Genomic DNA, 18,421 nt, shown 5'->3' with positions numbered 1-18,421 from the left:
TACAATTCACCCCGTGAACTCCGCGAACCCCGTGAACTCCGCGAACCCCGCACCCCTCCCCGACCCTCCGGACCCGACCGTCACGGTGGTCGTCATCGGGTACGACGACGCCGCCCATGTCACCGACGCGGTGCGCTCGGCGCTCGCCCAGGGGCCCGCCGTGCGCGAGGTGCTCGCGGTCGACGACTGCTCCACGGACGGCAGCGCGGAGCTGCTCGACGCGCTCGCCGCCGGGGAGCCCCGGCTGCACGTGGTGCGCCGCGAGGTCAACAGCGGCGGCTGCGGCACGCCCCGCAACGACGGGATCGACCGCGCCTCGTCCTCGTACGTGATGTTCCTCGACAGCGACGACGTGCTGCCGCCGGGCGCGGTGGACGCGCTGCTCGCCGCGGCCGGGCGGCACGGCGCGCAGGTCACCGCGGGGCTGTGTGTGCGCCGCGAACTCCCCTCCGGCCGCGAGGTGCCCTGGCGGCCCGAGCTGTACGCGCGGCCCGCCCTCGTCACCCGCCCCGAGCGCCGCCCCCGCCTGGTGACCGACACCCTCTGCGTCAACAAGCTGTACCGCACGGACTTCCTGCGCGAGCACGCCGTCCGCTTCCCCGACGGCCGGTTCGTCTACGAGGACTTCGTCTTCACGGCCCGGGTGCTCGCCGCCGCCCCGCGCATGGCCCTGATCCCCGACCGGGTCTACGTGTGGCACGTCCGCCGGGCCGCGCAGAAGCTCTCCCTCTCCCTGGACCGGGCCGGCATCGACAACTGGCAGGCCCGCCTCGACGCCCACCGCCAGTCCGTCGCACTCCTCCTGGACGCCTCGCAGAAACGACTCGCCCGGGCCGCCCGCACCTCCTTCCTCGACCACTCCGTGCGGATGTACGCGCGCGAACTCGACCTGCGCTCCCCCGAGTACCGCGCCGAGTGGTGGACCCGCACCCGCGCCTACCTGGAGACCTTCGACACCGCCGACTTCGAGGCGGCGCCCGCGCCCGGCCGGGTCGTCGGCCGCCTCGTCCTCGCCTCGCCGGCCCCCCGCGACCTGGCCCGCGTCAAGGAGGTCGCCGCCCGCCCGGCCCGGCTGCTGCCCCCGTACGCCCGCGCCCCCGACGGCACCCCCGTCTGGTCGGCCGACCTCCCCCAGGTCTCCCTGGAGCACCTGTTGCACCGCCCGATGCGGAAGCTGCCGGTGACCGTCGACGGCGAGCTGGTCCCCCGCGCCCGGGGCACCCGGCTCACGCTGCTGCTGCACGAGCTGTACGGGCGGGTCGCCGAGGCGGGCCCGCGCACGGTCGACGTGGAGCTGGTGGACCGGCGCCGCGGCACGGTGCTGCAACGGCGCGCGGCGACGTTCACGGCGCGGTCCGGGGACGGTGGGCAGGACGGCAGCTGGGTGGCGAGCGCCGTGCTCGACCTGTCGGCGCTCGGCCGTCCCGGCACCTGCGACATCCGCCTGCGCCTGCACTTCGCCGACGGCGGCCACCGCGACGCCACCCCGCACGCCGTCCGCCGGCCGGGCCTGCTGCGCCGCGTCGCCGTACCGAGCCGACGCCACGGGGTGCTGCTCGCCCAGCCCTACGCCACCCACTCCGGGGCCCTCGCGCTGCGCACGGCGGCGGGGCCACGCGGGGTGGTGTCGGTGCTGCGGCGCCGGGCGGCCCGGCTGTTTCACTGAGTTCCCGCTCACCGACACGGAGGGGTAAGCGCCCACATGACCACCAGCGGCACCGACACCGGCACCGACACCGAGCCCGACAAGACCTGGCTGATCACCGGCGGCGCCGGCTACATCGGCGCGCACGTGGTGCGGGCGCTGCGCGCCGCGGGCGAGCGCGCCGTCGTCTACGACGACCTGTCCACGGGCCTGGCCGAGCGCGTGCCGTCCGACGTGCCCCTGGTCACCGGCTCGACCCTGGACCGCGCGCTCCTGGACCGGACGCTCGCCGGGCACACGGTCACCGGCGTCATCCATCTCGCGGCGAAGAAGCAGGTGGCCGAGTCGGTGGAGCGGCCGCTGCACTACTACCGCGAGAACGTGGAGGGCCTGCGGGTCCTGCTGGAGGCGGTCACCGCGGCCGGGGTCCGCTCCTTCGTCTTCTCCTCCTCGGCGGCGGTCTACGGCACGCCGGACGTCGACCTGGTCACCGAGGACACCCCCTGCGTGCCGATGAGCCCGTACGGCGAGACGAAGCTGGCGGGCGAGTGGCTGGTCCGGGCGACGGGCCGCGCCACGGGTCTGGCGACGGCGTCCCTGCGCTACTTCAACGTGGCCGGGGCGGCCGCCCCCGAACTCGCCGACACCGGCGTCTTCAACATCGTCCCGATGGTCTTCGAACGGCTGACGGCGGGCGAGGCGCCGCGCGTCTTCGGCGACGACTATCCGACGCCGGACGGGACGTGCGTACGCGACTACATCCACGTCGCCGACCTGGCCGAGGCGCACGTGGCCGCCGCGCACCGGCTGGCCGGCGCGGCTCCCGGCACGGACCTCACCCTCAACATCGGCCGGGGCGAGGGCGTCTCGGTCCGCGAACTCATCACCCTCATCACCGAGGTGACCGGCCACGACCGCACCCCCCTCACCACGCCCCGCCGCCCCGGCGACCCGGCCCGGGTGGTGGCGTCGGCGAGCCGGATCGAACGGGAGCTGGGGTGGACGGCGCGACGGGACGTACGCGAGATGATCACCTCGGCCTGGACAGGCTGGCCCCACAAATAAGCCCAGCCCCTCCGGCGATTGAGGAGCGGGGTCCGGGGCGGAGCCCCGCGGCCCGAGCCGGGGCGGGCCCGCCGCGAATTCACCCCGCCGCCCGGACCCTCCGCACCAGCTGCCCGACCTCCCCGGACAACCCCACTCCCACCGCAAGCGCCAGCGTCACCGCCGCCACGTTGACCAGCCCCCCGACCCCCACCGTGGTCCGCCCAGAAGCCAGCGCCCCCAGCGAAGCGTAAAGCGCCCCACCCGGCAGCAGCGGCGCGATCCCCGGCACGACCAGCGGCAACGCGGACTCCCGCCGCCGCTGCGCCACGATGTGCCCGGCCCCGCCGACCACCGCCGCCACCAGCCCCGTACCGAGCAGCGAGGAGAACCCCAGCACCTCGAACTCCACCGACACCACGAACCCCCCGAGCCCGAGCGCCGCGGCAGGCAGCCAGTCTCGCCGCGGGGACCGCGCCCGCGCCGCGACTGCCACCGCGAAGACGACGGCGCCCACACCCGGGGCGCCCAGATGTTCGGAGCGCCGCACGGACGGCACGATCGGCACGCCGAGCCCGACGAGCTGCCCGGCGCCGAGCACCGCCACCACCCCGGTGACGACGGCGGCGAAGACGAGCAGCGCGTCGAAGAGCCGCCCGAGCGCGGTCAGATAGTGCCCGGCCAGGGCATCTTGCACGGCGCTCACGAAGGTCACGGTGGGCAGCAGCCCGAGCACCCCGGCGACGACGACGGCCTGCACGGCGGAGGGTGGCGCGTACCGGCTGACGAGCAGGGCCAGCGCCGCGGCCGGCATCGAGGCGACGGCGTACCGGTAGAAGGCGGGTACGCCGTTGCGCCCGAGCCAGCCGCTCAGCAGCGACCCGAGCACCCCGGCCACGAACGAGCAGAGCGAGGTGAGCGGCCCGCCGCCGAAGACGGGGCCACCGCCCGCCGCGACGAGCCCGGTCTGCACCGGCACCCGCCACCGGGCCCACCGCCGGCTCCCCGGAGGCGCGGGCGCGTCGAGGATCCGCGCGGCGTCGGCGCGGGCCTCGTCGAGCGACAGGCCGTGCCCGCTGATCCGGTCGACCAGGGCGTGCAGGTGCCCGAGGGCGCGGAAGTCGGTGGCGTGCTTGCGGGTCAGCCGGGTCGCGTGCAGGGGGGTCAACTCGCCTGGCGCGTACGCCGACAGGGACACGGCCCCGAGCGTGACGCTGGGCTCGCAGTAGCTCAGCCCGTACGTCTCGGCGGTGACCAGCATCCCGGCTACGGCTTCCTCGGCGGAGGCCCCGTACGACAGGAACGCCTCCCCGACCCGGACCGCCAGATCGACGACCCGCGCCCCGTACGCCTGGATGTCCGCGCGCCCGTCGTCATGCAGCAGCTCCCCGGCATACCCGTAACTGCTGATGGGTTCGAGCCCCCGCAGACGCGGCAGCGCCCGGTTCAGCCACGGGTCGGGACGTGGAGCGGCGGTGTGGTTCCTCACGGACATACAGATGGAGCGTAACGGACATAACGCCCATACGGACCAGTAACTCCGGGCTGCCTCCCGGCTCAGACGCTCCGCGCGTGCGCGAGGAACGCCGTCCACGCGGGTGCGGCCGTGGTGAACGTCGGCCCCTGGGGTCCGAGCTTCGAGTCACGGATGTGGATGCGCTCGGGGGTACGGGCGGCTTCGAGGCAGTTGCCGCCCTGGTCGTCGCTGTAGCTGGACTTGAACCACGTCAAGCGCGCGTTCACAGTTCTGCCGCCACCTTCCTGATGAACCCGGCCGAATCCTCGGGGCTGAGGGCATGCATGCGGATCATGTCATGGGCCCTGGTGAGGTCGCTGACCTTGTCCGGACCGGCGTACAGAACACTGGTTTCCGGCCCTTCGACGTACGCGTATCGCTCGTGGTCGCCCGTCTCCAGCAGCACGACGGACCCCCGCAGCGCAACACCGCACGCCTTTCCGAACGGCAGAACCTGGACCGACACGTTCCGCGACTCACCGAACTCCAGCACCTGTTGGAACTGGCGCCGCATCACCGCCCGATCCCCGACCACCGTACGCAGCACCGCCTCGTACAGCACGAAGCTGAACGTGACGACCTTTCGTTCGGTGAGCGCCTGCTGGCGCTTGAGGCGGCCCGCCACCCGCTCCTCGACGGTCTCGTCGTCGAGCGGCGGGCAACTGTCGCTGATCAACGCGTGCGCGTACTGCGGCGTCTGCAACAGTCCCGGGATGAGGAGCGGCTCGTACGAGCTGAACGCGATGGCGTCCCTCTCCAGGGTCAGGAACTCCTGCGACCGCTCCGGGTGCGCCTCCGGCTTCAGATACTCCTGCGCGGCGACGATCTTCCCGCCCGCGCCGCACAGTTGGTCCGCGACCTGGAGGAGCCGAAGCGTGGGCCTGCGCCGCCCGTTCTCCATGGACTTCACGTACTCGTGCCCGTAACCGGCCTCGTCGGCCAGCGCCTCCCGCGTCACCCCCGCCTCCGTACGCCACAGCTTCAGCTGGCTGCCGCAGTACCGCCACGCGGGGTTGGACTCCGTCGACGTGGCCACACGCACCTCCGGGTTCACGACAGGTACAACTACCCGCTGTACCCGCGCCGTTACTCCTGAGGTTACCCGGGAGACGGAACGCTGGCGGCATGCAGAGAACAGGCCGCCCCGGGCCGGCCCTCCCCCAGGACATCGAATGGCGGCTGCCCCGGCACGCCCGCAGCGTCGGCCGCGTACGGGAGCTCTTCCGGGAACAGGCCGCGTCCTGGGCGCTCCCCGACGACGTCACGGACACCGCCGAGCTGCTGCTGAGCGAGCTGACGACGAACGCGTACCGGCATGCGAAGGCCCCGGCGGGGCGGGAGATCTGGGCGCGCGCCGTGTTGACGGGGGAGGCGGACCGCTCGCTGCGGCTGCTCGTCACCGACGCCGGTGAACCCTTCGCCGGGGCCGCGCCCGAGGCCCCCGCGCCGGACGCCGAGTCGGGGCGCGGCCTGGTACTCGTCGAGGCGCTGGCCGACGCCTGGGGGTCCGGACCCCGGCCGCGCGGACCCGGCAAGACGGTGTGGTGCGAACTCCGCCTGGGCCAGGGCTGAAGCTCAGACCAGGCGGCGGGCCGTCGCCCAGCGGGTCAGTTCGTGGCGGTTGGAGAGCTGGAGCTTGCGCAGCACCGCCGAGACGTGGGACTCGACCGTCTTCACCGAGATGAAGAGCTGCTTGGCGATCTCCTTGTACGCGTAACCGCGCGCGATGAGCCGCAGCACCTCCCGCTCGCGCTGCGTGAGGCGGTCGAGGTCCTCGTCGACCGGGGGCGCGTCGGTGGACGCGAAGGCGTCCAGGACGAAGCCCGCCAGGCGCGGCGAGAAGACCGCATCGCCCTCCTGGACCCGGAAGACGGAGTTCACGAGGTCCGTGCCGGTGATCGTCTTGGTGACGTAGCCGCGCGCGCCGCCGCGGATCACGCCGATGACGTCCTCCGCCGCGTCCGACACGGACAGGGCGAGGAAGCGGACCGGCCGCTCGGTGTCCGCCATCATCGCGGCGCTGCGGCGCAGCACCTCGACCCCGCCGCCGCCGGGCAGGTGCACGTCCAGCAGGACCACCTCGGGGCGCGTCGCCGTGATCACCGTGACCGCCTGGTCGACGTCGGCCGCCTCGCCGACCACCTCGACGCCCGTCGTCTCCGTGCGGCCGATCTCCGCCTGGACGCCCGTGCGGAACATGCGGTGGTCGTCGACCAGGACCACCCGCACATGCCGCCCCGGGCCGGTCTCCTCGATCGGTTCCGTCATGACGTCCTCTCCGCCCTCTTCATGGTCAGTTCGACCTCCGTGCCGCCGTCCGGCACCGCCCGCAGCCGGGCCGTCCCGCCGTTGCGCTCCATCCGGCCGATGATCGATTCTCTTACGCCCATGCGGTCGGCGGGGATGGAGTCGAGGTCGAAGCCGGGCCCCCGGTCCCGTACGGACACGAAAACCTCGCCGCCCGCCCCTCCCGCCCCTCCCTCGATTTCCGCGAAGACCTGGACCGCCCCGCCCTCGCCACCGTACTTGGCCGCGTTCACCATCGCTTCCCTCGCGGCCTGCATCTGTGCGCGCAGGCCGTCGTCGAGCGGGCAGTCGCCGACGACCACGACCTCCAGGGGGACGCCGTGCTTGTCCTCGACCTCGGCCGCGTGCCGCTTGACCGCCTCCGCGACCGTCTCCGGCTCCTGCGGGTTCTCGGCGGCGGCCGGTTTGTAGAGCCAGGCCCGCAGGTCGCGTTCCTGGGCGCGGGCCAGGCGGCGCACCTCGGACGGGCTCTCCGCGTTGCGCTGGATCAGGGTCAGGGTGTGCAGGACCGAGTCGTGAACGTGGGCCGCCACCTCGGCCCGCTCCTGGGCGCGGATGCGCATCAGGCGTTCCTCGGACAGGTCCTGGGTCATGCGGATCAGGTAGGGGCCGGCGAGGAGCGCGATGCCGACCAGGACCGCGAGGGCCGCCTGGAGGATCGAGCCGAGGTGCTCGGTGGCGCCCTGCGTGACGAAGATGCCCGTGACCCCCGCGCCGACGAGGACGACGCCGGCCGCGGCGCGGGCCAGGTGCAGGGTGCGCCTGCGGCGGCCGACCTCGGCCCAGCGGGCCCGGCGCGCGTTGTCCGCCTGGCGCCAGACCAGGGCGACGCCCGCGCCGACGAGGACCGCCGGGACCAGGTACGCCTTGGTGTTCCCGGTGAGCTGCACGTTCTGCACGAAGATCATCGCGACGACGACCATGAGCAGCAGTGCGAGGATCTGGCCCTTGTCGGGGCGGCGCGCGACCAGTCTGCGGCGCCCGTCGGGGGCCGTCTCGGTGGCGAGCACGCCCGGCCGGCCGGCGCCGACGCCGCCGACGCCCAGCGGGACGAAGAACCAGAAGGCGGCGTAGAGCAGCGCGCCCAAACCGTCCGCCATGAACAGGCCGGCGAAGACCAGCCGCACCCAGACGACCGGCAGCCCGAGGTGGCCGGCCAGGCCGCGCGCGACACCGCCGAGCCAGCGGCCGTCGCTGGAGCGGTAGAGCTTGCGCGGCGGCCGCGGCTCCCGGGGTGCCTCGCTGCCGGCACGGGTGGCGGTCGCTGCTTCCTGCATGCCACCGATCGTCACACGCCCGGCCGGGCCCCGGCATCAGGGTCGGCCCCGGAGACGCCCCTGATCCCGGGGCCGGGGCGCGTCTCAGGGGCGATCTCAGGGTCCGTCCAGGGTCGCCCCCGCTCCCGCGGACGGCGCGGGCCGGTCACCATGGACGTATGACGGAGCACGCCCCGCACGACGCGGAACCCGCCGCGGCCCCGGCCGCCGCGCCGCAGCCGCCCGACCCGCCGCGCCGCTTCCGCCGGGACCGGCGGCACAAGTCGCTGGGCGGGGTCTGCGCGGGGCTCGGCCGGCACTGCGACATGGACCCGGTGATCTTCCGGATCGGGCTCGCCGTCCTCGCCGTGACCGGTGGCCTCGGCCTCATCTTCTACGGCTTCGCATGGCTGTTCGTGCCCTATGACGACGAGGACGAGAACGACTTCCGCAAGCTCCTGACCGGCCGCGTCGACGGCCCCGGGCTCGCCGCCATCATCACCGCGCTGGTCGGCTGCGGCGTCTTCCTGTCGATGCTGAACAACGGCGGGGCGCTCACCTTCGCCGCCGTCCTCGCCCTGCTGCTCGCCGGCACCGGCTACTGGTCGCGGGCGCGCGGCACCGCCGACCCCGACCCGGTCACGGCACAGGCCGCCGCCGACGCCCCGCCCGAGGCGCAGGCGCCGCCGGTCTCCCCGGCGCCGTCGTGGTGGCGGGACCCGATCGTGAAGGACGGTACGTACGTCGGCGGCACCGGGTACTTCTGGGGCCCGGCCGGCAGCGAGGACGCCGGGCCCGCGCGGGCCGCGCGGAGCGGGGCGGACGCCGGGCGGCGGGTGGGCCGAGCGGCACGGGCGCGCGGGCCCCGGGGCATCGGCGGGCGCACGTTCCTGGGGGCGCTCGTCGCGGGGACGGCGGCCACCGGGGCCTCCTGGGACTCCCGCACGTTCGGCGACAGCGTGCAGACCGGGCTCGCCTGTGCGCTCGGGGTCTTCGGGCTCGGCATCGCGGTCAGCGCGTTCCGGGGGCGGACCGGGGTGGGCTCCATCGTCCTCGCGGTGATCACGGCCGGGCTGCTGACCGCGTCCGCCGCGCTGCCCGCCTCCATCGGCACCGACTGGGTCCGTACGCGGTGGGCTCCGGCGGACGCGGCGGCGCTGCGGCCGCACTACGAACTCGGGTCGGGGGTCGGCACGTTGGATCTGTCCCGGGTGGATGTGGCGAAGGGCGCGACTTTGGCGACGCACCTGGAGGTGGGCGCGGGGCGGGCGAAGATCGTGCTGCCGCGCGGGGAGACGGTGCGGCTGCGGGTCGAGGTCGGGGTCGGGGACGTGCGGGTGACCGGTGACGAGTCGAAGGACGTGGATGTGCGGCCGGATGTCGAGAGGGACGTCACGCTGAAGCCGGTGGCGGGCGGGGCGGGGGGCTCCTCCTCGGGCGGGGTGCTGGAACTCCACGTCGAGGTCGGTCTCGGGCAGGCGGAGGTGTCCCGTGCGGCGTGAGTTCTCTCCGGGGCGGTTTGTGGCGGGGCTGGTGCTCGTGGTGACGGCGGTCGTCTATTTCGGGGACGCGGGGGGAGTGTGGGAGGCGCCCTGGTTCGTGGGGATTCCCCTGGTGTGCGGGGGGTTGGGGGTTGCCGGGGCGGTCGGTACGGTGACCCAGATCGTGCGCCTGCGCCGCGCCTCGGCCACGCGCCGAACGCCTTGACGAACGGGCTCCCGCCCTGTGCGGCCCGGTTGTAGCGGATCACACAATTCCCCGCGCCCCTAAGGCCCCGTCGTCCACTCACCGCCCGGCGGGGGCTGCTCGCGCAGTTCCCCGCGCCCGTAGAAGGTCCGTCGTCCACCTACCGCCCGGTGGAGGGTTGCTCGCGCAGTTCCCCGCGCCCCCTAAGGCCCCGTCGTCCACTCACCGCCCGGCGGGGGCTGCTCGCGCAGTTCCCCGCGCCCGTAGAAGGTCCGTCGTCCACCTACCGCCCGGTGGAGGGTTGCTCGCGCAGTTCCCCGCGCCCCTTCAGGGCCCGTCTTTCGCCTGCCGCCCGGCGGGGGCTGCTCGCGCAGTTCCCCGCGCCCCTTCAGGGCCCGTCATTCAACTACCGCCCGGTGGGGGCTGATCGCGCAGTTCCTCGCGCCCCTTCAGGGCCCGTCTTTCGTCCTGCCGCTCGGTGGACGGTTGCTCGCGCCGTTCCCCGCGCCCCTGAGGGGGCTTGCGGCTTCGCCGCTGCCCCCAGGGGCCGATGAGATGGCGCACGCAGTGCGCATCTCAGGGGCGCGGGGAACTGCGCGAGAAGCCCCACCGGCCGGACAGCTGACCAACTACCCAGGGGCGCGGGGAACTGCGCAAGACGACCCAGCGACCCGCGGGCGAAAGGGCACCCGTTCAAGATCCGCCGCACAACCATTCACCCCCGTCAGCCATCTACCTCCCCGTACAAACACCCAACCGCCCCCCCAAGAACGAACCGCTACGCCCAGGAGCCCCAGCCGAGCTGGACACCCCGCTGCCCGGGCGGCAGCCCATGCCGCCGAGTACGAGGAAAGCCATGTCCCAGCCCCGAGTCACCGTGATCGTCCCCGCCTACAACGCCCTGCCCGAACTGACCGAATGCATCACGTCGGTGATGGAGCAGACCCTCGGCCAGGACCAGCTGGAGATCATCGCGGTCGACGACGGCTCCACGGACGGCACCGGCAAGGAGCTGGACCGCCTGGCCGCCCTCTGCCCCGCCCTGCACGTCATCCACCAGGAGAACTCGGGCACCGCCGCCGTCCCCCGCAACGTCGCCCTGGACCGCGCCCGCGGCGACTACGTCTTCTTCCTCGACTCCGACGACTACCTGGGCCCCGACGCGCTGCGCCGCATGGTGGCCATGGCCGACGAGAACCGCACCGACATCGTGCTCGGCAAAATGGTCTCGGTGGGCGGCCGTCCCGTGCCCACCGCGGTCTTCCGGAGCAACAAGCCGCGTACGGACATCTTCTCCTCGGCCGCGTACCGGACCCTCGGGTGCTGGAAGCTCTTCCGCCGCTCGCTGATCGACCGCCTGGAGCTGCGCTTCCCGCCGTTGCGCAACACCGAGGACAAGCCGTTCACCGCCACCGCGTACCTGAACGCGGACGGCGTCTCCGTCGTCGCGGACTACGACTGCTACTACCACCGCGACCGCGAGAACGGCAACAACCTCACCCGCACCGCGCAGAGCCTGAGCGACCGCATGCAGGGCACCCGGATGTGCTTCGAGACGGTGGCCCGCCACCTCGGGCCGGGCCCGCGCCGCGACCAGATCATGCGGCGGCACGTCGAGTGGGAGCTGTGCGGCCCGGTGTGGTGGCTGCTGCTGCGCGAGAGCGAGGAGTCCATCCGCGAGCGCATCTACCCGGAGCTGCGCGCCTGGGTGGTGAACTGGGTCACCGACGCGATCATCGAGCGGCTCGAACCGCGCGACCGGCTGCTCCTGCACCTGCTGCGCGCCGACCGGTTCGCGCAGGTGCTGACGGTCGTCCGCGACGCCAAGAAGGACGCCGGACGCGGGCACGTCATCGACGCGGGACGGGCCTACTGGAACCACCCCCTCTTCCGTGACGCGGCGGTGGGCGTGCCCGACAGTGCGTTCGACGTCACCGACCGGCTCCCGGTGCACCAGCGGACCGACGCGGTGCGGTGGGACGAGGAGGGGGTGCTGCGCCTGACCGGCCGCGCCCACCTGGAGGACATCGCCCCCGAGGAGGCCACCACCGACCTGCTGCTGCGCTGCTACGACGCCGAGCACCCGGAGATCCGCGTCCCCACCCGCGCGCGCCCCGGCACCGACGCCGGTTTCGCCGCCGACCTCGACCTGCGCACCGCCGCCGCCGGCGCCCCGCTGGGCCGCGGCCGGTGGAACGTCTTCCTCGACGTCCGCGCGCGGGGCGTGCGCCGCACGGTCCGGCTGGCGGCACCCGAAGCTCTGCGAAGCGCGGGCGGGCGGCCCCCGTACGAGGGGATCACCGTGCCGGACCGCGGCAGGCCCCTCACCCTGACCCCGTACGTGACCCCGTGGGGCAACCTCTCCCTCAACGCCGGCCAGGAGATCCCGCGCGACGACCCGCGCTACCGGGTGACCGGCATGGCCTGGCACCGCTCCCGCCCGGGCACGCTGACGGTCACCGGCACCACCGCGGACGAGGGCCCCGGCGGGCTGCGCCTGCGCGTCGAGAACAGTGCGGGCGAGCGCCGCGAGCTGCCGGTGGTGCCCGGCCGTGACGGCGGCACGTTCAGCGCGGAGCTGGCGGTACGGGGGCTGCGCCCGGGGCGCTGGACCGTCACCCTGGCCCCGCCCGGCGCCCCCTGCGTCGCCGTCCCCCGCCCCGCCGGGCTGGGCGCCGCGCACTGGTTGCGGTTCGCCCGCCCCTACGCCGCCCGCCCGGTCGCGGCCGCGTCCGAGACCACGCTGGTGGTGGAGGTCCGGCCGGTGGCGCTGGCCGGAGTGGCGCGGCGGAAGCTGGGTGAGGCCGTGCGCAGGATCCGCGGGTGACGCCGGTGAGGCGGGTGACGCGGTGATTCAGTGGTGGGGCCGGCGCCACCACGCGTCCACCGACCACACCGCCGCCCCGGCCAGCACCAGCGGCAGCCACGCCATCAAGTACGCCAGGTCGTTGCCGAGGTAGTAGGGCTCGGTCGCCCAGCTCACCGTCAGCCACAGGCTCAGCGAGATGAGCGCGCCGCCGAGCGCGGCGATCCGCGCCAGCACCCCGAGGAGCGTGCCGATCCCGACCGCCAGTTCACCGAGGGCGATCGCGTAGCCGAAGCCGGCCGGGGACTTCAGCGCCAGGTCGACGAGGCCGGGGAGCGCCGCCACGTCGCGCACGGAGCGCATCTGCTCCCCGATGGAGCCGGTCCCGCTCGCGTGGAGGAACGCGCTGTCGGTGAGCTTGTCCAGCCCCGCGTAGAGGAAGGTGACGCCGAGGAAGACGCGCAGCGGCACCAGGGCGTACCGCTGGAGTGTCTCCCGCCGGCCGCCGCCGTCGCCGTGGGCGTACCCGCCGTGCGGGTCCGTTCGCCTGCCGTGCGCCATCGCTGGTCCGCCCGTCTCTCGCGCCAGGTGCCTTACCCGACCATACGTACGACAGGCCGGGCGGGCTCACCCGCGGCACCGGCCGGCCGACGCCCGCGCTCAGTCGACGACGTCGATGGCGCAGCGGTTCGTCTCCACGCCCGCCGCGGTGATCACCTGGACCTCGACCCGGCCGGGTTCGACCTCCACCGGGACCGGCACGGTCAGCCGCGCGTCCGCCGGGTTGGTGAAGCCCCCGGGCACGGGGACGAGCGGTACGTGGACGTGGACGGTGCCGATGCGTACGGCGACCCGGGCCAGCTGATCGGCCGTGCCCGCGCCGGGCGGCACGAACCCGGCGCCGCGGATCTCGATGTCGTCGCCGGTGCGGATCGGCGCGTCCAGGTCACCGGCCTCGCGGGCCCGCACGACGGAGAGGACGACGGGCCTGCCGCCCTCCGCGTACTTGCCGCACAGGTACGTCGCCGCCGCCACCGCCACCAGGACGACGAGCCCCCAGGGCAGGTCGGGCAGCTGGCCGGGGCGGCGGGCGAGCCGGGTCGCGGCCCACACGAGCGCGGCCGCGCACACGGCGACGTACTGGGTGTCGGTGAAGCTGCCGCGTCCGGCGTCGTCGGTGAGCAGGTCGGCGGCGCGCGGCCGGGCCGCCTGCACCTTCTGGAGCCGCTGGGCGAGCACCCGCAGGCCGACCACCCTGCGGACCAGGACCGCGACCGCGCAGACCACGGCGAGAACCGTCAACAGGCCCGCACCGCGCGCGAGTCCGAGTCCGTCGACCAGCCGCTCGCGGGCGCCGGGCCCGGACGCGGCGGCCAGCTCTCCGGCGAGGACGAGCACCGCGTAGAAGGCGAACAGGACGACGCAGCCCGCGACCGCGCGTGAGGTCGACAGCCGGTTGTCCTCACCGGTCAGCGGGGCGAGGACGCCGCCGCGCGCACGGTGCAGGAACGCGGCGCCGCTGAGCAGCCCGGCCGTGACCACCGCGGCGACCAGGCCCGCCGTGCGCGCGGCGCTCCAGCCCGCGCCGATCGCGGTGAGCGCCTGGACCAGCAGCAGCGCGCCGACGCCGCCCCACGCCACGGCCAGGGTGCGCGGCCACAGGCCCGCGCGCCAGGCCGCACCCTCTTCCCGGCCGCGGTCGGACACCGCCCGCGCGGACTGGGTGAGTTCGTCGGAGATCCACTGGCGGGAGGCGCCCGCCGAGTGGGCGACGGCGGCCGGCAGCCCGTCGCCGGCGGCCAGCCCGTCCCGTTTGGCCAGGAACGCGGCCACGGCCCTGCGGTGCCCCTCGCGCGCGCCGTGCGGACAGCCGCCGCAGGTGCAGCCGCCCTCGTGCGTGCCCTGCCCGTGTCGCGCTTCCTGCATCGCCACCGCGACGCCCCCGCCCTCAGCCTCTGTGTGTGACCCGTCAACTTCGGTGCCCCGACAGCGAATTGTGCCCCACACGGCGCACGCTCCGGCGCACGGGCCCGGCCCCGCGGGGGTGAACAGCGCGTACTGGCGTTGACCGTCGTGTTGACGGCGCCGCGCGAGTCAGGCCGTGCCGCCGGTCCGGACGCGCGGTCCGTCCTCCTGCGCCAGCAGCTCCGGCTCGCGGCGCGTGATGTCCTGCCACAGGGACTGGTAGTTGATCCACGCGACGAGGTCGCCGCCGGTCCGCTCGCGGGTCGCCACCGCCTGGCGCCGGTCGATGAGGACGGGCCGTCCGGCCGCCCGCGCCGCGAGCTGGACCTGGCAGCAGCGTTCCAGGGCGATGAACCACCAGGCCGCCGCGTCCACCGAGTCCCCGACGGTCAGCAGGCCGTGGTTGCGCAGCACCAGCGCCTTGAACCCGCCGAGCGCGACGGCGATCCGCTTGCCCTCCCCCGCGTCGACGGAGACGCCGGTGTACTCGTCGAGCAGCGCGTGGTCCTCGTAGAAGGCGCACGCCTCCTGGGTGATCGGCTCGATCAGCTCGCCGAGCGCGGCCACCGCGCGCCCGTACGTGGAGTGGCAGTGGGCCACCGCGACCAGGTCGGGCCGGGCCCGGTGCACCTCGGCGTGGACGGTGAACGCGGCCTGGTTGACGTGGTGGCGGCCCTCGACGACCTGCCCGTCCCCGTCGGCGAGGACGAGGTCGCCCGCCGTGATGTGCCCGAAGGGCATCCCGAACGGGTTCACCCAGTAGCAGTCCTCGAACTCCGGGTCCCGCGCGGTGATGTGCCCCGACACCCCGTCCTCGTACCCGAGCCGCCCGAAGACGCGCAGCGCCGCCGCGAGCCGCTCCTTGCGGTACCGCCGTTCGTCGGCCGGGTTCGTGTGCACCGGTGGCATGGCGAAGTGCAGCTGGTCGGGAGGGACGGGGGCGGGGTTCTGCGTCGGCATGGAGCGGAAGGTACCTCCGTGTCCGCCAGGACGACAGGCCCGCGCTGTGAAGAGAGTGCGGCGGGCCGTCCGCGAATCCGGACAGAAGATGTCGGGATTGCGCGCCAGACTCAGCGCATGACGTCGAACTGGGCCGCCTTCACCACCGCCGAGCCGGACCTCGCCAGGACGGTCGAGGCCCGCTTCGGCCTGCATACGCACCATGTCCTGGCCACACTGCGGGCGGACGGTTCGCCGCGCACCTCGGGCCTGGAGGTCCGCTTCCTCGACGGCGAGCTGTGGCTCGGCATGATGCCGGGCTCGCTCAAGGCCCGCGACCTGCTGCGCGATCCGCGCTTCGCGCTCCAGGCGAACCCGGGCGAGGGCACGGCGATGGGCGGCGGCGACGTCCGCGTCAGCGGCCGCGCCCTGATCGTCGAGGACCGGGCGGTCATCGCCCGCTACACCGGCCGGGTCCCGGTCCCCGACCCGGACGCCTTCCACCTCTTCCGCACCGAGCTGACCGAGGTCACCCGCACCTCCGTCGAGGACGAGACGTACCTGGTGGCTCAGGTGTGGCGGCCGGGCGAGCCGGTGCGCACGCTCAGGCGCCGGTGACCCGGGCGGCCCCGCGCACGAAGGCGCCGCCCACCCTCCGGTGAGCGGCGCCTTCGGTCACGTACGGCGGGTGGGGACTACTCCCACTCGATGGTGCCCGGCGGCTTGCTCGTCACGTCGAGGACGACGCGGTTGACGTCCTTGACCTCGTTCGTGATCCGCGTCGAGATCTTGGCGAGCACCTCGTAGGGCATCCGCGTCCAGTCCGCCGTCATGGCGTCCTCGGAGGAGACCGGGCGCAGCACGATCGGGTGGCCGTAGGTGCGGCCGTCGCCCTGGACGCCGACCGAGCGGACGTCGGCGAGCAGTACGACCGGGCACTGCCAGATCTCGCGGTCCAGGCCGGCCGCGGTCAGCTCCTCGCGGGCGATCGCGTCGGCCTCCCGGAGCAGGTCCAGGCGCTCCTTGGTGACGTCGCCGACGATCCGGATGCCGAGGCCGGGGCCGGGGAACGGCTGGCGCTGGACGATCTCGTCGGGCAGGCCCAGCTCGGCGCCGACCGCGCGGACCTCGTCCTTGAACAGCTGGCGCAGCGGCTCGACGAGCTGGAACTCGATGTCGTCGGGGAGCCCGCCCACGTTGTGGTGGGACTTGATGTTGGCGGTGCCGGTGCCGCCGCCGGACTCGACGACGTCCGGGTAGAGGGTGCCCTGCACGAGGAAGGCGACCTCGGGGCCGTCCTCCTGGAGGATCTCCAGCTGCGCCTGCTCGAAGACGCGGATGAACTCGCGGCCGATGATCTTCCGCTTCTGCTCGGGGTCGGAGACCCCGGCCAGCGCCTTCAGGAACCGCTCGCTCGCGTCGACGACCTTCAGGTTCGCGCCGGTCGCGGCGACGAAGTCCTTCTCGACCTGCTCGGTCTCGCCCTTGCGCATCAGGCCGTGGTCGACGTAGACGCAGGTCAGCTGGGAGCCGATGGCCTTCTGGACGAGAGCCGCGGCGACCGCGGAGTCGACGCCGCCGGACAGGCCGCAGATGGCGCGCTTGTCGCCGACCTGCTCGCGGATGGCGGCGACCTGCTCCTCGATCACGTTCCCCGTCGTCCAGGTGGGGCTGATGCCCGCGCCCCGGTACAGGAAGTGCTCCAGGACCTGCTGGCCGTGGGTGGAGTGCATGACCTCGGGGTGGTACTGGACCCCGTACAGCTTCTTCTCGTCGTTCTCGAACGCGGCGACCGGGACGGTGTCCGTGGAGGCCGTCACGGTGAAGCCCTCGGGCGCGGCCGAGCAGGCGTCGCCGTGCGACATCCACACCGGCTGCTCGGCCGGGGTGCCCTCGAAGAGCGTCGAGTCGGTCTTGGAGACGGCGAGCGGGGTGCGGCCGTACTCGCGGGCGCCGTTGTCGTCGACGGTGCCGCCGAGGACCGTCGCCATCAACTGGAAGCCGTAACACATGCCGAAGACCGGGACGCCGGCCTCGAAGAGCGCGCGGTCCAGGCGCGGGGCGCCCTCCGCGTAGACCGACGAGGGGCCGCCGGAGAGGACGATCGCCGCCGGGTTCTTGGCGAGCATCTCCGCCACCGGCATGGTGCTCGGCACGATCTCGCTGTAGACCCGGGCCTCACGGACACGGCGGGCGATGAGCTGGGCGTACTGCGCACCGAAGTCGACGACCAGGACGGTGTCGGGGGCGGCGGCAGCGGAAGTCGCTGATGACACGGGTTGCCTTCCGGCGGCGTTTAGCAGGGGGTCGTACCTCCGATTCTAACGGTTCGGCCCAGCTGCCCCCGAGGACGCCGCAGGGGCTGGATCCGCCGCGCTATGATGGCGCCCATGTTCTCGCAGACGACCTTCGTCTTTACCTATGGCAGCCGGCCCGCCGGATGCCATGGTCGTGCTGCTTGAGCCACTGACAAGCGACTTCCCAGGCGCCCCGGGCCGACAAGGCCCGGGGCGTCTGCCGTTCTCCGGGCCTGCCGGCCCGGGGCTCCGCCCGACCACCGGAACCGGAGCCCCTCCCATGACCACCACCGCGCACACCACCCCGACCCCGGCCACCACCGCCGATGTGATCTCCGACGCACGCGCCCGGATCGACGCCCTCGACGACCGGATCATCGGCCTCGTCCAGGAACGCACGGCCGTCTCCGCCGTCGTGCAGGAGGCCCGCCTGGCCGCCGGCGGGCGGCGGGTGCATCTCTCCCGCGAGATGGAGGTCCTCGGCCACTTCCGCTCCGCCCTCGGCAAGCCCGGCACCGCGCTCGCGATGACCCTCCTGGAGCTGTGCCGAGGCCGCGTCTGAACTCCGCATCCCAGTTCGGTTCCGCACTCACCCGTACGGCGCGTGACCCGGACGCGGCGGGCTTCGTTGGTCTCCATGTCCGTGCCAGCCAGGGGCGGGCCGATCGAACCACGCGTGGCTTTGCTGGAGCGATGAGACGTCACGGTCATGCCGTACGTCGTGGGACCTCACTCCAGTGCAGTGACCGGACGGCAGGGGACAGCAGCCCGGTCACCCAAGAGAACGGTCGGTTCCGGGGACGCCCGGGGCCGGCCGGCCTCCTGCTCCCACTCGCACCACCGCACACGACTTCCGCACCCCCAGTACCCCAGCACCTCGCGGCACGACGAGCACGACGCGCGGGACCACCCCCACCCCCGCGCGCCACGTCCCCGGCTCCGTCCGTGCCCGGACCCGAG

General features: G+C 73.9%; 16 protein-coding genes. 7 read left to right on the top strand and 9 right to left on the bottom strand.

Going from position 1 to position 18,421, the window contains the following annotated elements:
* Nucleotides 1–31: 31 nt before the first annotated feature.
* Together ABZY33_RS16360 and galE are read left to right on the top strand one after the other, a co-directional pair.
* Nucleotides 32–1,666, top strand: coding sequence for a glycosyltransferase family 2 protein (locus ABZY33_RS16360; protein WP_356492278.1), 1,635 nt, complete (start codon nt 32–34; stop codon nt 1,664–1,666).
* 36 nt (nt 1,667–1,702) lie between these two features.
* Nucleotides 1,703–2,710, top strand: coding sequence for a UDP-glucose 4-epimerase GalE (gene galE, locus ABZY33_RS16355; RefSeq protein ID WP_356492239.1), 1,008 nt, complete (start codon nt 1,703–1,705; stop codon nt 2,708–2,710).
* A gap of 79 nt (nt 2,711–2,789) precedes the next feature.
* On the opposite strand, the gene ABZY33_RS16350 is transcribed toward galE, so the two are convergent.
* From ABZY33_RS16350 to ABZY33_RS16340, 3 genes are all read right to left on the bottom strand, one after another.
* Nucleotides 2,790–4,184, bottom strand: coding sequence for a threonine/serine exporter family protein (locus tag ABZY33_RS16350; RefSeq protein ID WP_356492238.1), 1,395 nt, complete (start codon nt 4,182–4,184; stop codon nt 2,790–2,792).
* A 62-nt stretch (nt 4,185–4,246) separates the two neighbouring features.
* A complete protein-coding gene (locus ABZY33_RS16345) occupies nt 4,247–4,432 on the bottom strand; it encodes a DUF397 domain-containing protein (RefSeq protein WP_356492237.1) in 186 nt (61 codons plus the stop codon).
* Nucleotides 4,429–5,247 (bottom strand): helix-turn-helix transcriptional regulator, encoded by an 819-nt coding sequence (locus ABZY33_RS16340; RefSeq protein WP_356492277.1) that lies wholly within the window; start codon nt 5,245–5,247, stop codon nt 4,429–4,431. The genes ABZY33_RS16345 and ABZY33_RS16340 overlap by 4 nt, the downstream gene beginning before the upstream one ends.
* A gap of 83 nt (nt 5,248–5,330) precedes the next feature.
* On the opposite strand from ABZY33_RS16340, the gene ABZY33_RS16335 reads away from it, so the two are divergent.
* On the top strand, nt 5,331–5,777 hold the full coding sequence (locus ABZY33_RS16335; protein ID WP_356492236.1) for an ATP-binding protein: 447 nt from the start codon (nt 5,331–5,333) through the stop codon (nt 5,775–5,777).
* A 3-nt stretch (nt 5,778–5,780) separates the two neighbouring features.
* Here the strand turns inward: ABZY33_RS16335 and ABZY33_RS16330 are convergent, their stop codons facing one another.
* Both ABZY33_RS16330 and ABZY33_RS16325 read right to left on the bottom strand, forming a co-directional pair.
* On the bottom strand, nt 5,781–6,473 hold the full coding sequence (locus tag ABZY33_RS16330) for a response regulator transcription factor (protein ID WP_356492235.1): 693 nt from the start codon (nt 6,471–6,473) through the stop codon (nt 5,781–5,783).
* Complete coding sequence (locus tag ABZY33_RS16325) at nt 6,470–7,789, bottom strand: PspC domain-containing protein (protein ID WP_356492234.1); 1,320 nt, start codon at nt 7,787–7,789, stop codon at nt 6,470–6,472. Before ABZY33_RS16325 ends, ABZY33_RS16330 begins: the two co-directional genes overlap by 4 nt.
* Nucleotides 7,790–7,947: 158 nt before the next feature.
* Between ABZY33_RS16325 and ABZY33_RS16320 the strand changes: the two genes are divergently transcribed.
* Together ABZY33_RS16320 and ABZY33_RS16315 are read left to right on the top strand one after the other, a co-directional pair.
* Entirely contained in the window at nt 7,948–9,270 is a 1,323-nt protein-coding gene (locus ABZY33_RS16320; RefSeq protein ID WP_356492233.1) for a PspC domain-containing protein, read from the top strand.
* A gap of 1,040 nt (nt 9,271–10,310) precedes the next feature.
* On the top strand, nt 10,311–12,281 hold the full coding sequence (locus ABZY33_RS16315; RefSeq protein WP_356492232.1) for a glycosyltransferase family 2 protein: 1,971 nt from the start codon (nt 10,311–10,313) through the stop codon (nt 12,279–12,281).
* Nucleotides 12,282–12,308: 27 nt separating this feature from the next.
* Here ABZY33_RS16315 and ABZY33_RS16310 read toward each other — a convergent pair whose 3' ends face one another.
* The 3 genes from ABZY33_RS16310 to ABZY33_RS16300 form a co-directional block, all read right to left on the bottom strand.
* A complete protein-coding gene (locus ABZY33_RS16310; RefSeq protein WP_356492231.1) occupies nt 12,309–12,821 on the bottom strand; it encodes a DoxX family protein in 513 nt (170 codons plus the stop codon).
* Nucleotides 12,822–12,920: 99 nt separating this feature from the next.
* Nucleotides 12,921–14,186, bottom strand: coding sequence for a hypothetical protein (locus ABZY33_RS16305; RefSeq protein ID WP_356492230.1), 1,266 nt, complete (start codon nt 14,184–14,186; stop codon nt 12,921–12,923).
* A 168-nt stretch (nt 14,187–14,354) separates the two neighbouring features.
* A complete protein-coding gene (locus tag ABZY33_RS16300) occupies nt 14,355–15,185 on the bottom strand; it encodes a class II aldolase/adducin family protein (protein ID WP_356492229.1) in 831 nt (276 codons plus the stop codon).
* 117 nt (nt 15,186–15,302) lie between these two features.
* On the opposite strand from ABZY33_RS16300, the gene ABZY33_RS16295 reads away from it, so the two are divergent.
* Nucleotides 15,303–15,782: a pyridoxamine 5'-phosphate oxidase family protein gene (locus tag ABZY33_RS16295; RefSeq protein WP_356492228.1), complete on the top strand. Its 480-nt coding sequence runs from the start codon at nt 15,303–15,305 to the stop codon at nt 15,780–15,782.
* A gap of 77 nt (nt 15,783–15,859) precedes the next feature.
* On the opposite strand, the gene guaA is transcribed toward ABZY33_RS16295, so the two are convergent.
* A complete protein-coding gene (guaA, locus tag ABZY33_RS16290; RefSeq protein WP_356492227.1) occupies nt 15,860–17,440 on the bottom strand; it encodes a glutamine-hydrolyzing GMP synthase in 1,581 nt (526 codons plus the stop codon).
* Nucleotides 17,441–17,741: 301 nt separating this feature from the next.
* On the opposite strand from guaA, the gene ABZY33_RS16285 reads away from it, so the two are divergent.
* A complete protein-coding gene (locus ABZY33_RS16285) occupies nt 17,742–18,023 on the top strand; it encodes a chorismate mutase (protein ID WP_356492226.1) in 282 nt (93 codons plus the stop codon).
* Nucleotides 18,024–18,421: the final 398 nt, after the last annotated feature.

The sequence above is a fragment of the Streptomyces sp. NPDC006552 genome (genome assembly GCF_040611655.1).
In the GTDB taxonomy this organism is placed as follows: domain Bacteria; phylum Actinomycetota; class Actinomycetes; order Streptomycetales; family Streptomycetaceae; genus Streptomyces.
This window is presented reverse-complemented; position numbering and strand designations above follow the sequence as displayed.

Excerpts from the sequence above, each read along its gene's own strand:
- ABZY33_RS16330 (WP_356492235.1), bottom strand. The coding sequence starts at position 6,473 with ATGACGGAACCGATCGAGGAGACCGGCCCGGGGCGGCATGTGCGGGTG.
- galE (WP_356492239.1), top strand. The coding sequence starts at position 1,703 with ATGACCACCAGCGGCACCGACACCGGCACCGACACCGAGCCCGACAAG.
- ABZY33_RS16350 (WP_356492238.1), bottom strand. The coding sequence starts at position 4,184 with ATGTCCGTGAGGAACCACACCGCCGCTCCACGTCCCGACCCGTGGCTG.
- ABZY33_RS16335 (WP_356492236.1), top strand. The coding sequence starts at position 5,331 with ATGCAGAGAACAGGCCGCCCCGGGCCGGCCCTCCCCCAGGACATCGAA.
- ABZY33_RS16315 (WP_356492232.1), top strand. The coding sequence starts at position 10,311 with ATGTCCCAGCCCCGAGTCACCGTGATCGTCCCCGCCTACAACGCCCTG.
- ABZY33_RS16310 (WP_356492231.1), bottom strand. The coding sequence starts at position 12,821 with ATGGCGCACGGCAGGCGAACGGACCCGCACGGCGGGTACGCCCACGGC.
- ABZY33_RS16320 (WP_356492233.1), top strand. The coding sequence starts at position 7,948 with ATGACGGAGCACGCCCCGCACGACGCGGAACCCGCCGCGGCCCCGGCC.
- ABZY33_RS16305 (WP_356492230.1), bottom strand. The coding sequence starts at position 14,186 with ATGCAGGAAGCGCGACACGGGCAGGGCACGCACGAGGGCGGCTGCACC.
- ABZY33_RS16325 (WP_356492234.1), bottom strand. The coding sequence starts at position 7,789 with ATGCAGGAAGCAGCGACCGCCACCCGTGCCGGCAGCGAGGCACCCCGG.
- ABZY33_RS16295 (WP_356492228.1), top strand. The coding sequence starts at position 15,303 with ATGACGTCGAACTGGGCCGCCTTCACCACCGCCGAGCCGGACCTCGCC.
- ABZY33_RS16300 (WP_356492229.1), bottom strand. The coding sequence starts at position 15,185 with ATGCCGACGCAGAACCCCGCCCCCGTCCCTCCCGACCAGCTGCACTTC.
- ABZY33_RS16285 (WP_356492226.1), top strand. The coding sequence starts at position 17,742 with ATGACCACCACCGCGCACACCACCCCGACCCCGGCCACCACCGCCGAT.